Origin of the sequence: Streptococcus sp. SR4 (genome assembly GCF_000517725.1) — a bacterium.
GTDB classification, from domain to species: Bacteria; Bacillota; Bacilli; order Lactobacillales; family Streptococcaceae; genus Streptococcus; species Streptococcus salivarius_F.
On record NZ_AZYW01000070.1, the window covers coordinates 1 to 16,312 of the forward strand.

The 16,312-nt window shown below is 40.0% G+C and carries 11 protein-coding genes; 3 read left to right on the forward strand and 8 right to left on the reverse strand.

The features are described from left to right. Nucleotides 1–146 precede the first annotated feature (146 nt). The 8 genes from alaS to HMPREF1519_RS09445 form a co-directional block, all read right to left on the reverse strand. Nucleotides 147–2,765, reverse strand: a complete 2,619-nt coding sequence (gene alaS / locus HMPREF1519_RS09410; protein WP_013990152.1) for an alanine--tRNA ligase — start codon at nucleotides 2,763–2,765, stop codon at nucleotides 147–149. Between the two features lie 24 nt (nucleotides 2,766–2,789). Next, on the reverse strand, nucleotides 2,790–3,275 hold the full coding sequence (locus tag HMPREF1519_RS09415; protein ID WP_037611989.1) for an LURP-one-related/scramblase family protein: 486 nt from the start codon (nucleotides 3,273–3,275) through the stop codon (nucleotides 2,790–2,792). A 338-nt stretch (nucleotides 3,276–3,613) separates the two neighbouring features. Continuing rightward, nucleotides 3,614–4,756 carry a peptidyl-prolyl cis-trans isomerase gene (locus HMPREF1519_RS09420; protein WP_037611991.1) on the reverse strand — a complete coding sequence of 381 codons (1,143 nt, stop codon included), beginning with the start codon at nucleotides 4,754–4,756 and terminating at the stop codon, nucleotides 3,614–3,616. 61 nt (nucleotides 4,757–4,817) lie between these two features. Further along, nucleotides 4,818–5,525, reverse strand: coding sequence for an O-methyltransferase (locus tag HMPREF1519_RS09425; RefSeq protein ID WP_037611993.1), 708 nt, complete (start codon nucleotides 5,523–5,525; stop codon nucleotides 4,818–4,820). A 71-nt stretch (nucleotides 5,526–5,596) separates the two neighbouring features. Further along, entirely contained in the window at nucleotides 5,597–6,817 is a 1,221-nt protein-coding gene (locus HMPREF1519_RS09430) for an L-lactate MFS transporter (protein WP_037611995.1), read from the reverse strand. A gap of 211 nt (nucleotides 6,818–7,028) precedes the next feature. Then, on the reverse strand, nucleotides 7,029–8,834 hold the full coding sequence (gene pepF, locus HMPREF1519_RS09435) for an oligoendopeptidase F (protein WP_037611997.1): 1,806 nt from the start codon (nucleotides 8,832–8,834) through the stop codon (nucleotides 7,029–7,031). Between the two features lie 10 nt (nucleotides 8,835–8,844). Then, the gene (locus tag HMPREF1519_RS09440) at nucleotides 8,845–9,804 is read right to left on the reverse strand and encodes a competence protein CoiA (RefSeq protein WP_037611999.1); all 960 of its coding nucleotides are present in this window, start codon (nucleotides 9,802–9,804) and stop codon (nucleotides 8,845–8,847) included. A 1,300-nt stretch (nucleotides 9,805–11,104) separates the two neighbouring features. Further along, nucleotides 11,105–13,042 (reverse strand): GbpC/Spa domain-containing protein, encoded by a 1,938-nt coding sequence (locus HMPREF1519_RS09445; RefSeq protein ID WP_037612001.1) that lies wholly within the window; start codon nucleotides 13,040–13,042, stop codon nucleotides 11,105–11,107. 410 nt (nucleotides 13,043–13,452) lie between these two features. Here HMPREF1519_RS09445 and HMPREF1519_RS09450 point away from each other — a divergent pair, with 410 nt between their 5' ends. The 3 genes from HMPREF1519_RS09450 (at nucleotide 13,453) to HMPREF1519_RS09460 (ending at nucleotide 16,184) form a co-directional block, all read left to right on the forward strand. After that, nucleotides 13,453–14,193: a CPBP family intramembrane glutamic endopeptidase gene (locus HMPREF1519_RS09450; RefSeq protein ID WP_037612002.1), complete on the forward strand. Its 741-nt coding sequence runs from the start codon at nucleotides 13,453–13,455 to the stop codon at nucleotides 14,191–14,193. Between the two features lie 238 nt (nucleotides 14,194–14,431). Next, entirely contained in the window at nucleotides 14,432–15,328 is an 897-nt protein-coding gene (locus HMPREF1519_RS09455) for a LysR family transcriptional regulator (RefSeq protein ID WP_002885507.1), read from the forward strand. Between the two features lie 10 nt (nucleotides 15,329–15,338). Beyond that, the gene (locus HMPREF1519_RS09460) at nucleotides 15,339–16,184 is read left to right on the forward strand and encodes an aldo/keto reductase (RefSeq protein WP_022496237.1); all 846 of its coding nucleotides are present in this window, start codon (nucleotides 15,339–15,341) and stop codon (nucleotides 16,182–16,184) included. Nucleotides 16,185–16,312: the final 128 nt, after the last annotated feature.

A 16,312-nucleotide genomic window follows, 5' to 3' on the forward strand; every position in this document is an offset into this window, starting at 1 on the left:
CAAAAAATTGGAACCGTTTTCATATTTCTATTATACCCCTTTGAAATATTTTTTACAATTATTTCAATATTATTACTAAAGTTTTTAAAGAAAAAAAGATAGGATTTTCATCCTACCTTTTCAAGTTTCTTTTATTGTATCACATCTTAAAGCTGTTCTGCTACTGCTGAAAGAAGATCTTGGATACCATTGGCATCGCTACCACCGGCCATGGCCATATCTGGTTTACCACCACCACGACCTGATACGATTGGTGCAAGAACCTTGATGACATTACCTGCGTGAACATCCTTAGACTTGCTTGCTACAAGGACATTAACTTTTTCGCCAATGTGAGCTGCAAGGACAAGGACGTCAGAGTAGTCTGCTTGTTTCCATTGGTCAGCAAATGTACGAAGGGCACCTGCGTCAGATACTTCCACTTGGCTAGCGATGTAACGAACACCGTTAGCTTCTTTAACGTCTTTGAAGACATCACCAGCTGCTGCAGCTGCTGCTTTTTCTTTAAGAGCAGCATTTTCTTTTTGAAGGGCATGCAACTGCTCTTGAAGGCTAGCAACCTTGTTAGGTACTTCTTTCAATTGTGGTGCCTTAAGTGTTGCTGCGATCGCTTTGAGGGCATCTTCTTCTTCACGGTAAGCAAGGTAAGCTTCACGTGATGTCACTGCCAAGATACGACGTGTTCCTGAACCGATACCTTCTTCTTTCACAATCTTGAACATACCGATTTCAGCAGTGTTGGCAACGTGCGTACCACCACAAAGCTCAACAGAGTAATCACCGATTGAAACGACGCGAACATTCTTACCATATTTTTCGCCAAAGAGGGCCATAGCTCCCATTGATTTAGCAGTGTCAATGTCTGTTTCAATAGTTGTTACTGGAGTTGCTTTCCAGATTTCTTCGTTGACTTGTTCTTCGATAGCACGCAATTCTTCTGGAGTTACAGCCTCAAAGTGAGTGAAGTCGAAACGCAAGAATTCTTGTTCATTAAGAGAACCCGCTTGAACAGCATGATCACCAACAATATTATGAAGGGCAGCATGCAAGAGGTGAGTCGCTGTGTGGTTTTTCATAACACGGTGACGACGTGTGTGGTCAATTTCAAGTTTGTAGTTAGCACCTACAACAAGTTCGCCTTCAACCTCAACAGTGTGAAGGGCTTGTCCATTTGGCGCACGTTGAACATCAACAACACGCGCAACGACTGTACCAGCTGCATCTGAGATCGTACCGTGGTCTGCTACTTGTCCACCCATTTCAGCGTAGAATGGTGTTTGTTCAAAGACAAGGAGTGCTTGACCAGAATTTACACTATCATGACGAGCATCGTCAGCAACGATGACGCTCAAACGGCTTTCTGCTGTTTCAGCCTCATACAAGAACTCAGATGGTTCAGTGATGTTGGCGAGTGTTTCATTTTGCATACCCATAGAACCACCTTTAACCACGCTAGCACGCGCACGTTCTTGTTGTTCTTTCATGGCAGCTTTGAAACCTTCATGGTCAATCTTGAAGCCTTCATCTTCAGCCAACTCTTCTGTCAATTCCACTGGGAATCCATAAGTATCGTAAAGTTTGAAGATATCTTTACCTTCAAGCGTATCTTTACCAGATTTCTTAAGGTTAGCAAGAAGCTCGTCAAGCATGCTTGAACCTGCATCGATGGTACGTGCAAAGGTTTCTTCTTCACGTTTAACGATTTTTTCGATAAAGTCTTTCTTCTCAAGAACTTCTGGGTAATAGCTTTCCATGATTTGACCAACAGTTGGAACAAGTTTGTACAAGAAAGCATCAGAAATGCCGAGACGACGGCCGTGCATTACGGCACGACGGAGAAGACGACGAAGGACATAACCACGACCTTCATTACCTGGAAGGGCACCATCACCAATGGCAAATGCCAATGAACGGATGTGGTCAGCGATAACCTTGAAGCTCATTGTGTCACCATCTGGATCATAAGTTTTACCAGACATTTTTTCGATTTCACGAATGATAGGCATGAAGAGGTCTGTTTCAAAGTTTGTTTTAGCCCCTTGCATTACGGCTACAAGACGTTCAAGACCTGCGCCCGTATCAATGTTTTTATTAGGAAGTTCTTTATATTCTGAACGTGGAACAGCTGGATCTGCGTTGAATTGTGACAAAACGATGTTCCAAATTTCAATGTAACGATCGTTTTCAATATCTTCTTCAAGCAAACGAATACCAATATTGTCAGGGTCAAAGTCTTCGCCACGGTCAAAGAAGATTTCAGTATCTGGTCCTGAAGGTCCAGCACCGATTTCCCAGAAGTTATCTTCAATTGGAATCAAATGACTAGGTTCAACACCGCAAGCAATCCAACGGTTGTATGAATCTTTATCATCTGGATAGTAAGTCATGTAAAGTTTGTCTTTTGGAAAATCAAACCACTCTGGGCTTGTCAAAAGCTCATAACCCCATTCGATAGCTTCGTCACGGAAGTAGTCACCAACTGAGAAGTTACCAAGCATTTCAAACATTGTGTGGTGACGAGCTGTCTTACCAACGTTTTCGATATCATTGGTACGGATAGCCTTTTGTGAGTTGGTGATACGTGGATTTTCAGGAATCACAGAGCCATCAAAGTATTTTTTCAAAGTGGCAACCCCTGAGTTAATCCAAAGAAGGGTTGGATCGTTAACTGGAACCAAGTTAGCTGATGGTTCAACAGCGTGACCTTTTGATTTCCAGAAATCAAGCCACATTTGACGAATTTGTGCTGAAGTAAGTTGTTTCATTGTTTCTCCTTAAATAAATGTTTCTTATTTTGAGCTATTCTCGAGCATTTCCACATAGTCAATAGCAACACACAGGGAAATGGCCAAATCGGCGTAAGTATTTTCATAAACAGTAACAGTATAGGTCGATGTCAGATGGAAGAGCTCCTTTTGAATCCTAGCAACTACCTGATTTTGACTATTAAGCAGTTGAAAATCCAAGTCCCAAATATTACCCTCTATTCGCAAGCCAAGATTATCGACATCATACTTATCACGAAGAAGGGTTAGTTTTTTACGAATGTAAAAACTCGAACCATCCTGCAAGTCTACTGTAAACTTAGGCAAGAGACTAAGTGGCTCCTTGGTGATATGACTAACCTCACGACCGTCCTCACCAAAAATCGTAAAGGTCTTTGGAATCTTAAAAAAGGACCCTTCAACCTGATAGGCAACTCTACCTTGATCATCCTTGATATCAAAGCGTTCGCCACCCAATCGAAACTTCTGTTTGACAAAATAGGTTTTCATACGCTACCTCCAATATTGCCATACATTTCATTCAGAAAATACCCAAAGAATAAAAGACAAGACCACTAAACGAAGGGCGACGTGAACCGCGGTACCACCTTCATTCAATGAACTTGTCATTCTTATTTGTCTTTAATTGTGAACTTTGAGTAGCAAGTAACCAGATTCGTCCATGGCTCGCAGCGACCGCCATTTTTCTGTATCAGAAGCGATGATTACCATTCTCAAAGGGAAAACTAAAAGTCTCATGATATTAAAACTCTCAGTTACTCTCCATTTTAACGTGTTTTAGGTCTTAGGTCAAGCTGATAATGGCATTATCAACTCTATCTTGTGATTTATTTGCTAGAGCTTGATGATGAACTTGATGAAGCCCCAGAACCAGTCACATACTGGTCAAGAATTGCACTGAAGGCCTTGTCTACAACTTTAACATTATATTTCTTAAGGACCTTAGCAATCACTGAGTTAGTGAAGTTAGTATCAGCTTTCTTACCATTGATGATAACCTTAGTCAAATCATCCTTGTAATTTTTCCAATCTGCATTTTTCTCAGATTTTGAAACAGTTTTGACGATGTAATAAGTTGCAGCACCAGTTGAGCTGTTTGAAACAGTCACCACGTCAGAGACGGCATTAGCATCTTGTTTGAAGGCTGCTGTCAAAACATCTGCTGGGAAGTCTTGAGAAGCTGAGTTAACTGTCTTAGAAGTCACTTCCAAGCTGTTATCTTTAGCAACTTGTGAGAAATCTGCTCCTTCTGCCTTAGCTTCAGAGTCTACTTTATCTGCAACTGCTTTATCAGTAGTTGAAACCACTTGCACCTCTGTATTTGGTGTGTAGTTATCGTAGGCAGCCTTGTAATTTGCTTCCGTCAAATCTTTTTGTGCGGCTTGGTTAACAGCATACTCAACCAATTTTTGTGTACGGATTTGATTACGGTATGACTCTTCTGTTTGACCATAGGCTGCAAGTACTTGTGAGAATTGATCTCCGTATTGTTCTGAAGCTTGCTTATAAGCTTTGTCAACGTCTTCTTTGCTGACCTTGCTACCATATTCTTTTTCAAGAGCCTTTTGCAAAGTTGCACTCAAAACACTTTGTTGTGTTTGGCTGCTACCTTTAAGTGAATCAAAAACATCACCAACAGTAACAGTATCACCTTTCATAGATACCAAAGTTGTTTCTTCAGTTGTTTTGTTACCTAGAGAAACATACATAGCACCTGCACCAACGAGAGCTGAAACAGCTACAAGGGCAAGACCCCCAAGGAAGCGACCACCTGAGCTTGGTTTACCAGCATCACGTGTCTTTTTAGTTTTAGCACGTTTAGCTTTTTCTTTCGCTTTTTCACTGGCGAGGGCGATGCTTTCCTCTTCTTCTTTTTGGCGATCAAGATGCTCTTGTTCTGCGTCTTTGTCTGCTACAACCTCTTCAACAGTTTCTTCTGTTGACTCAAGGTTTTCATTTTCTTTAGCCATTCTATCTACTCCTTAAATTGTCAATATCTCTGCTATTATACCACACTTACTTAAATAATGCTTAATCTGGCAAGATAATATTTTCAGAATTTTTCCGAAGCATAAGAAGTCCGTCACTCATAGGGACCAAACTAGCAGTCAATCCAGGGTTATCTAAGGTCGCATCAAACAGACGATGCAAGCCACGGTAAATCGTACGCTGACCACGACGAACTTCCATGATGTCTTTGGCAATGTCCCCACCTTGGAAGATATCATCAAAGACGATGACACCACCTACCTTGAGACGTTTTAGGATTTCAGGCAGAAAGACGATATATTTAGACTTGGCTGAATCCATAAAGACAAAATCATAATCAGTGTCCAAATCTTGCAAAACTTCTGCTGCATCCCCCTCAACCAAGGTAATTTGTTTGCGGCTGTCATACTTGGCTAGATTTTCCTTGGCAAAGCCAATCATTTCTTCATTACGATCAACCGTCGTAATCTGAGCATCAGGAGCGTACTCAGCCATAAGGAGGGCTGAAAAACCAATAGCTGTCCCTACCTCTAGGATTTTCTTAGGCTGCAAGGTCTGCAACAAGAACCGGAAGTAGGCAACAACCTCGTGCTGGATAATTGGAATATTTTCTTTCCGAGCAAAGGCTTCCAGTTCAGCCAAATGCCCTGTATTTTCTTGAAGATGCGTTCGCATGTAATCTACGATATCTTTGTTTACTACTGGGCGACGCATGTTGTGATTTGCATTTTTACTATATGATTTAACCATGTGTTTTATTATATAAAAAATCCCTAGCGAGTGCTATAGATATTTCTTATCTATAAACCAAATCGTAATTATTAAGCCACTTGACTGATGACCTTCTTTTTCACGAGATAGGAAATGACCAAAGCTACCATGTAAAGAGCGATGAAAACAAGAAGTGTCATCTGGTAAGATTTTGTCAATTCATAAGTTACCGATAAGAGCATCGGCCCCACTAAGGCTGCCATAGCCCAGGCAGTCAAAATATAACCATGAAGGGTAGCCAACTCCTTTGCCCCAAAGATATCGCTAAGGTAGGGAGGAATCAAGGAGAATCCTGCCCCGTAGCAAGTCATCAGAACAGCCATCGCAACCACAAAGACAAGTGGCACTTGCAGGACAATTAGGAGGATGGCCATAACGATATTAACCACAAAGAGGAGGATAAAAGTCTTCGGACGCCCAATATAATCTGATAAACCTGCCCACAGAAGGCGACCAAAACCATTAAAGATTCCCATAACACCTACAACAACTGCCGCTGATTCCGCTGACATCCCAACCATATCTTGAGCCATTGGAGAAATAGCAGAGACAAGGGCTAAGCCACATGAAATATTGATAAACAGAATAAGCCATAACCAGTAGAAAGTTGATGATTTCAGAGCCTCATTAGCCGTAACTCCCTTGCTCAAATCAGCAGCCTGACGGTTTGGACTCTTGTCAGCCAACAGTTGTGCTTCCTCTACACTTGGTCGTTTAATGAATTGTGAGACAAATAGCATAACAACAAAATAAACGACTCCCAAAATATAAAAGGTCTGCTCAACACCACGTGCCTGAATCAGATATTGAGCAATGGGACTAGTTAGCAGCGAGGCAAAGCCAAAGCCCATAATGGCAAGGCCAGTCGCAAGTCCACGCTTATCAGGAAACCACTTAATAATAGTTGAAACAGGTGTAATATAACCCACACCCAGTCCTAGACCACCAAGAATACCATAACCAAGATAAAGCATCCACAGCTCTCCATGAGCAATGGCAACTCCTGTCAGAATATTTCCCCCAGCATAGAGAACAGCCGACATACTTCCAGTCACCCTAGGACCAAATTTTTCAACCAGACGCCCCATGAAAGCTGCAGAGAGTCCTAGACAAAAGATGGCCAACGAAAAGGCAAAAGAAACTGAAGATTGATCCCAGCCAGTCTGGGCCATAATAGGATTACGATAGATACTCCAAGCATAGGTAGACCCCAACATGAGATGGAGTAAGACACCACACGTTGCTACAAGATAACGATTGGTTGTTTTCACAAAAACCTACTTTCTATTTCTGAACATTGTTCACTTATCAACTATAAAACGTTAGGTTTTCAGTCTATCATGAATATAAACTAGGGGCTATAAATATGCTCATCAACACATTTTCAAATCAATTAGAACTTGTATTCTAGTAAACGTTCGTTTTTAGACATAAAAAGAATCATCCTGATTCAGAATGATTCTCTCATATGGTAACTTCTTTTTAAGAAAGGTGCACACCTTTTTCAACCAAGGCTTCTAATTCGACGAGACGGTCTTCAAAAACTTTGAAGGCAGCATCCAAGTAGTCGGTATTGGTCATATCAACACCAGCTTTCTTGATGACTTCCAAAGGATAGTCTGAGCTTCCCGCCTTAAGGTAAGTAAGGTAGGCTTCCTTATCTTCTTCAGTACCGTGAACAATTTTTTCAGCCAAGTAGCTTGCTGCAGCAAATCCTGTAGCGTATTGGTAGACATAGTAATTCATGTAGAAATGTGGAATACGTTCCCACTCAAACTGAATTTCGTAGTTATCTTCAGCTTTGAGGTTATAGTATTTCTCATTGAGGTCTGCGTAAAGCTTATTCATGAAGTCCGCGGTCAAGATTTGACCAGATGCATCTGCCTCATGGATAGCATGTTCAAACTCGGCAAATTGTGTTTGACGGAAGACAGTTCCCTTGAAACCATCCAAATAGTGGTTAAGAATAGCAAAACGTGTCTTGTCATCTTTAACCTCTTTAAGAAGCGTTTCTGTCAAGATATTTTCATTGGTTGTAGACGCAATTTCCGCCAAGAAGATTGGGTAATCTCCGTAAACATATGGTTGAGTCTGACGTGTGAACGTTGAATGCAAACTGTGGCCAGTCTCGTGAACCAAGGTAAAGAGATTGTCCAAAGTGTCTTGCCAGTTCAAAAGCATGAAGGCATTGGTATCATAAGCCCCACCTGAGTAAGCACCTGAACGTTTTCCTTTGTTAGGGTGAACGTCAATCCAACGTTCCGTAAAGGCTGCATGAACCCCTTTACTATACTCTTCACCAAAGATTGCCAAGACTTCTTCTGCTTTCTTGAGGGATTCTTCATAAGTAAGAGCAGTTTCAGTCTCAGAAAGTGGTGTATAAACATCATACATCTTAAGCTCGTCAAGCCCCAAGACCTTCTTACGCAAATCAAGGTAACGGTGCAAAAGTGGCAAATGCTTGTTCACTGATTCCAAGAGTGAATCATAAACACTCTCTGGAATAAAGTTAGCCGCGAGTGCTGCATGACGTGCTGAATTATAGTGACGAACTTTGGCTTGGTAATTGTGAACCTTGACAACGCCTTGGAGTGTTTGTGCATAAGTATGTTGGAACTGCTCGTAAGTCCCATACATCGCTTCATAAGCTCCCTTACGAATGTCACGGTCCTTAGATTCCATGAGAGTGATAAAGTTACCATGTGTCAACTCAACCACATCCCCTTGACCATCTGATACCCATGGGAAGAGGATATCAGCATTATCCAAGACATTGAAGGTATCCGTTGGACCGTTGAAAATATCACCGGCTGCTGCCAAGAGCTCTTCAGCTTCTTGAGAAAGAACGTGGTCCTTGTTTGCCAAAAGGCGTTCGAAATAGTGGTCATAAAGTCCAAGACCTGGCTCTTGTTCTTTAAATTCAGCTAATTTCTTATCATCTAAGTCCATAAATTCAGGCTCAAAGTATGCAAAGGCTTCACTCAACTGTGAATATAGGTTTGAAGCCTTAGCTTGGTACTCTTGGTAAAGCCCTACTGTTGTGTCTTGGTCATTTTTCATTGACGCATAGACATAAATCTTCTCCAAGCGACGCATAAGGCTCATATAAAGTTCTGTTGCCTCAAGCAAGTTCTTAGCAGAATCTAAGAGATGACCTGCATACGCACTAGCCTTCTTCAAATCCTGAACAGTGCTTTCATATTCATTCTCCCAATCTGCATCTGTCGCAAAAATGGTCGTCAAATCCCATGTATATTTCTCTTCTAAATGAGCACGATTGTCTGACATAATATTCTCCTTAATTGTATCTATTCTTTACTATTTTAGCATAAAAGGTGGGAGGGTAGAGAGTTTGTCGATAAGAAAAATGCCTTTTTCGGTAATATTGCTTAAAAAGCTTTTCAAAACCTTCAAGTGACTGTCTAATTTGTACAAAACCTTGCTTAGATTCTGGAAATCTCACTTGTGGAAAAAAATCCTGATCAGACAAGCATAACAAATTCATTCCCTTAAGATAGGCTTCTTCCTGCCTTCTCATCCATCTTGGATTTTTCCCCATTAATTCTCGTTGAATCACATGTGAGACCCTCTTTCGCTGAGTTACTTGATAAGTCTCAACCTGCTCTGCTTGATAAGGAAAACGTAAAACGGTCATGAGATTTTCGGTTAACGACCAGGCCTTAGTTAAATAATAGACTTTCCCAAAAATATCCTCATAGATGAGATACTTAAGTCTAATTTCCTCACGCTTCCAATCAAGCTCCCATAGGTGAAATCCTATCTTAGCCGTAAAACAGAGAAAGTCCCGCTGTAAACCAGTTAAACGCTGACCCAACCAAAGGTCTTCGCCTAAAAGCCAGCGCACCTTGTAACCCGCTTGATGATAAGCACGTGTCCTCTCTCTCAAACGTTGCTGGGATAAACGAGAACACTGGACTTCCAGAGCTAGGGAATCTCCGACAAATAAATCTGCAATTTGCCCCATCTCAGGCAAAACCTTTTCAATCCATACTCTTTCACCATGATTAACCAAAGATTTATACAAAGCTGCCTTAAGGGATAAATGTTGGGCCGATTCATTCTCCGAGAAGAACTGACAATCTTGCAAAGACTTATGAGCAAAATGTGGACACATTACCTGGCCATGCCTTAACAGGACAACTCCCTGGCAACCAGGACAGCTATAGGATTCCTTACGTTGCAAACTGGTTTCTAGAGCTGAAACAAGCTTCCCCTCCTGATTTCTTGCAATTAACATGACTCTCTCCTTCGTGCACTCTCTTACTTATTCGTAAAAGAATTCACAAAATAAAAAAACATCTAGATTACTCTAGATGCGTTCCCCATTCAAACTGAAACTTGCTCCCTGCTGTATGGAAACTTAGGTTTATAGGTGTATTGCTTACCTTGGGATACAAGTGCCGCTCAGTCCATTTGATCTCTTTTCAACAATCTCGATACCTAAAGGAAAATCCCCCAACTTTCCTTGGTACCAGGACCTTGAAAACAGTTCCTATCCCACATAGCCATTAAAAATAGCTATTGTAGCATAGACAGATGCTCTCACAAACATCTGGTCAAATTCCGTCACTGAAGCATCATCCCAATATGCTTATCACCCTTTTGTTCCGCAATCCCACTAAAACCTTAATCCTTGAGTTGATAATGAGATAAAACAATTTTTAGACTTTTACTAGTTAAAGTCTTTATTTACTAACATTGAACCACCATTTCCCTAGGTGCAGTTCAATACCAACAAACGCAAAACCGTGTTGGTCCAAAATGGTTTCTAGTTAAGAGTATCTTGTGATTGATAGTCAGTCAATCTGAAGAACTTTCCCTCTAGCTTCTTTACGCAGAACGTCGCACTGCTTACAAGATACTATTTCCTAGAAGAGTATCGGCTAAAAACCGCACTCTCAAAACATACCACCTATCAGTCATTAGGTTTAGTCCACCTTCTGATAGGTATATTAGCAGTTACTGTTTTATTTTCTTTCCCTCTTCGCTTTTGACGATTAGTTTCTACCGATTCTGCTGTTTTTGAATCTGTCGTTTGCTCTACACGGATTAAAAATACCGCTAGCTCCCGCTACGATGATGCTGATGTTTTAAATCGATTAATCTAATTTTTTGCTGTTTAAATCTTCTCTTTTTTAAATCATCACAATGAAACATTGGAATTTGATAACTTAGAATTCCAGATTCTAAGCTAGTCCTTTTTGACTAGGGAGTCACCCTGCCAAAAAAACAAACTCTTCCTAACACAATCTATTATACTGTATTATAATTTTTTGTCAATTAATTTATTTCATATTTTTTGAAAATAATATTTACACCCTTATTTTACACATAGTTAACTATAGAGAAAAGCTTATAATATAGGCTTTAGTTGCGATTTTGAAAAAATTAGAAAATGTATGTCTATTTTTCTTTTTTCAGTCTAAATCAAGTAATTTTAGGAAATGTCAGAAAATTTCATCTTTATTATTTCTGGTTAACTTGATTTTTCCAAACTAAAAAAACTAGGAAATTTTCCTAGCTTTTTATGTATTATCTTAGTGTTTACGTTTGTAAGTTGAAATACCGAACAAGGCCAAAGCTGATGTCACCATAGCTGCACCTGCTGCTGCAGAAGCTGCTGTTGATTTTTCACCAGTAGATGGAAGAGCTGGAGCTTCTTCTTTTACAGGTACTGATGTTGGTGTTACAGGTTTACCTGGTGTAGGTTCTGTTGGAGTTGTTGGTACTTGAGGTTTTGGTTTCTCAGTTGTTTCTTCAACAGATACAAAGTTTTTGTGGTAAGTAACTTTTGCTGAAACAGTGTTTGGAAGAACTGGTTTGTTTGGTTCTTCTGGCAATTCAGGAACAACTACTGTTGAGTTAGTTGCGAACCAGTAAGCAGTTGGAACGTTAAGGTTATTTCCGCTTACGATGAAGTCCATTGGTTCACCCTTGAAGATTGTTGCAGCAGCGCCATAGTAGGCATTCTTCGTACGAGGTGTTCCGTCTGGGTTGATCGCATCCCAACCTTCATCTGTAACTTCACCAGTTGTTGGATCCACTGTTGGGTCACTGTTAAAGCGTGAACCGTTAGCCACAAATTCGTTATCGTTTGTTGCATAAGCATAACCATCTTCATGCAAAGTGATAGATGAACCAGGAATTTGAACGTATTCATTACCATTCAAACCAACTTTTTCAATGTGGTTTCCAAGCTCAGTGTTCCAGTGGTTAAGTGATGAGATACTCAAAACTGATCCGTTCTTAGACAAATCAAGTGGTGTCACTGATGACTCAGAATCAAAGAAGTTCAAGTTCATCTTAACGTGAAGTTTTTTGTTAGTGTCGTCAGTTTGTGAACCAATGAAAAGTGTCTTAGTTGGATCGTGATACAACTTAACAATGGCTGAACCATCTGTACTTGGTGTTTCTACCAAAGTGTAAGTTGCAACAATTTTCTTAACTGGAGTACCATTGAATGATGTTCCGTTTAGGTTGTTGTATGTTACAGTCAATGTTTGACCTGTAGCCATCTTCAACCATACATCTTCAGTGTATTCACCGTCAGCATTGATAGTGTATTGTGTACCGTTAGCTGCGCTGAAGTCACTTGGAATGTAACGAGATGTGTTGAATTGTTCAAGGATTTCATCTACTGAGTGACCTGATTGGATTGTTTTATCCAAGTAGTCAACAGAACCTGCTGAATTTTCAACAGTCATGGTAGCATCAGATTCTGTTTTATAGATCAAGCCGGTAGCATTTTCAGCCAATCCTTTTGTCAAAAGACGAGCAGTTGTTCCACCAGTGTATTCTTTATAAGCTTTTTCCCAAGCAGCATAGGCAAGAACGTCTTGGTAGTATTTATCCAATTGTGTCTTGTAATCTGCAAGTTTTTGTTTATATTCTGAAACCGCAGTTGTCAAAGCTGTTGTTTGAACTTTGTTGTCATTGTTAGCAGCTTCGACGCTAGTGTGTTTAACACCTGCTTCTTCTGTAGCTGTGAATCCCCCTGTTGCAACAACATTTGCTTTTGCAGATGTAAGAGCTGCATCAGCTTCTTCACGAGTCAATTTATTTTCAGAAACAACTGTATTTGAAGCTTCTTGAGCATCTTTAGCTGCTTGATCTTGGACAGCTTTAACATCAGCAGAATCTTTTGATGCTGCTGCAGTCGTTGTTGCAGCTTCAACAGCGTTATCGAAGTCAGGATTTGAAACTTCAGCAATAGCTTTAGTTGTTGTTTTTACAGTAGTATCTGTTTCAGTAGTAGTTTTTTCTTCTGTTCCAGGTACTGTAGTAACAACTGCTGCATCACCTGTTGTTTTAACAAGGTTAGCACTTGATTCTGCAGCCGTATTTGATACGGTTGCATCAGTATCAGTAGTTGCTGTTACATCTTTAGCTTCATCCGCAGCTGCTACGCTTGTAGCCGCGAGTCCTGCAAGCAATACGCTTGAATACAATGTTGTTTTAAATGGATTGACTTTCATTTACACTTTCTCCTTCTTGGTTAACATTTTATTAACCTATTTTCTTCACCGTTTAATATACTACCGTGATTTTCAAAATTTGGCAATAGCTTTCTGAAAAAAATATTATATATTTGCTACATGTTTTTAAAATTTGACACACTTTTGTTATAATTTAATCATTTCTTTACAATTAATTATAATTCGTAAGGATTTTACAGAGTTTTCACTTATTACTTTCTTACAGCCGTTCATTTTTTTCTCATAATAAACTGTTTCAACGATAGAATAGGCTTCCTATTAGAAGCAGGTCATCAATAACTGGCCTCTTCATAACTAAAAACACATAAAAAATACCTTCAAGACCTTGACTTTAAGCGTTTTTCGTCGTATGCTTGAAAAAAATGTTAAGAAAGTTGGGGGACTTTTCAATGACAAAAAAAGAAATGAGATTGCTGATCCTTCTTGGGATTAGTATTATTTTAGCGAACCTTGTACTTCGTTTGATTCTTAGGCCTCTGCCTGAGAATATAGCTTATCTCATTAAAACGCTTGGCCTTATGTGTGTGTACTATTTCATCGTACAGAGACGCCTCGGATTAAAGATCAAATCGACAAAAAAGATAAGTTGGTCTGAAACCCTAAGTGTTTGTTGGTTGGTTCTTTTGGCAGATTTTTTCTTTCTTTCTGCGGTTGCTTTGGGTATCAGTAAAGCACCTCACATGATAGGAACTGCCTTGATTATTGCCTTAGGAGCCGGTTTTTTTGAGGAATATTTTTTTCGTGGACTTTTCCTTAAGCTCGCCTTTCAAGATGGTATTAGATCTTCAAAACAGGTTTTAGGAGTCGTTTTCTTGTCTGCCATATTTTTTGGATTGGCCCATCTCGGAAATCTTACTCACCAGCCCTTGAACGCTACCCTGTTCCAAGTTTATTATGCAACAGCTTATGGCATATTCTTTGCTGCTATTTACCTACGTACCGGTAGCCTCTGGTGGACTATTATTCTGCACTTTTTGATTGATTTTGGCAGTGTCCTTATCTCGCAATCAACACAGGCTGCACCAGCTACAAGTATCTGGAATTTCATTTTCTGGCTACCTTTAATTGCCCTAGGACTCTTCCTTATTCGTCCTAAAAAATTGAAAGCCATTAGATATCTTAATGATTAATATTTCAAACTGCATCCCATAAGTTAGATTTTCAGTGTCTAACCTGTGGATGCAGTTTTTCATTTATCAGAACTGCTTTCTTACGACTTATCTCAATTTCCATAATTACTCCTAAAACGATTTAATCATAGAAATTTCATATCAGGTCTTCATCTATTCCTATCAGAATTTTGCTGATTTTAGACTTCTCATTTTGTTATAATATGACCTACAATCATATTTTTCAAAGGGGATGCTTATGAATTTTCAACAATGTCGCTATGTTCAGACTATCGCTGAAACAGGGTCTTTTAGTAAGGCTGCTAAAAAACTCTTTTTGACTCAGCCTAATCTCTCAGCATCCATCCGTGACTTAGAGGAAGAACTTGGTGTCCAACTCTTTGAGCGTTCCAATACAGGAGCTAAACTAACTGATGACGGTCATGATTTTCTCAAATACGCCAAACGTATTCTTGGAGAGTTAGATCTCCTAGAAGGACGTTACCGTAAATCATTCAAGAAATCATTCACTGTTGCCAGTCACCACTACGATTTCTTATCACTTCCCATGGCTCACATTGCCCAACGTTTTCGTAGTGATTATCAAGAATTTCAACTGATTGAAACAACGACTAGGAAGATTCTCAAAAGCGTTGAGAGCTTCGAAAGTGACCTGGGGATTATTTATCTAGATGAAGACAATGACCATATCCTTGAACGCAGTTTCCAACACATGGATCTGACTTTCACCCCACTTGGAGAGTTTGAAACTAAGATTTTCTTAGGTCGCCAACATCCCCTAGCTCACAAAAAATCCCTCAATCTCAAAGATTTAGAGGGATACCCACAGGTCCGCTTTCGTCAAGAAAGCTCTGGAATCCATTTTGACGAAGATCCTCTCGAGGTTCTGCCTGACCAACAAGTAATTTACAGTAATGACCGAGGCAGTGTCATGAATCTGCTCTGTGCCTCAGATAGTTACGCTTCTGGTCTCGGTATTGTTAATAGTTTCATTAAGGACCAAATTGTTTTACTTCCACTGAAGAACAGTCCAAAGCACACCTTGGGGTTTGTGACCAATAATAAACAGAAACAATCCGCAATTATTCAAGCTTTTATCGAGGAAATTCAGGATAGCTTACTACCCCACCACTAAGGAGAAGAAAATGGAATTTCAAACACTTAATAATGGCATCAAAATACCCGTGCTTGGTTTTGGTGTCTGGCAAATTTTTAATCAAAAGGAATGTCAAAAAGCCGTTGAAGATGCTCTTTCTGTAGGCTATCGATTGATTGATACTGCTAGCCTTTATCGAAATGAGGAAGCCGTGGGACGTGCTATTAAGGCATCTGGTATCCCTCGCGAGGATATTTTCCTGACTAGTAAGGCCTGGATTAGCCAGCTTGGCTACGAAGATACCAAATTAGCCCTAAAAGAAACACTTCGCAAACTAGATACTGACTATCTTGATTTATATTTGATTCATCAACCTTTTGGCGACTTACATGGTGCCTGGCGTGCTATGATTGAGCTTAAGCATGAAGAACTTATTAGAGCCATTGGTGTTTCTAACTTCTCAACAGGGCGTTTGGAGGATTTTGCCTTGCAGACACCTGTAATTCCAGCAGTCAATCAAATCGAGTTGCATCCCTATAAACAACACAAACTAATCCAGAAAGCTGATAAGGAATTTGGTACCCTAACGCAAGCCTGGGCTCCTTTTCATAGAGGAGAGGATGGTATTTTTCAGGACCCAACTCTAACTGCTATTGCTGAAAAACATGGCAAGACAGTTGCCCAGGTCATCCTCAGATGGCAAACCCAACAAGGGATTTTGACCATTCCTAAGAGTACCCATATCGAACGGATGAAGGAAAACTTTAATAGCTTTGACTTCCACCTAGACCAAGCAGACCTTGACGCTATCAGTAAACTAGACCGATACCCAAATGCTTATGGTCCTGATGAAAGTGTGGAACGCATTAAACATTTATTGAAATATAGTGTATAAAAAAACGAGTTCGACTGAACTCGTTTTCTTATACATCAGGTCCTCTTAAGACTTTCCTTAAGAGTAGATGATTTCCGGTTTTAAGGAAGCAAAACTGCCGAGCACTCAACAAAGATCTATTTCAAGCG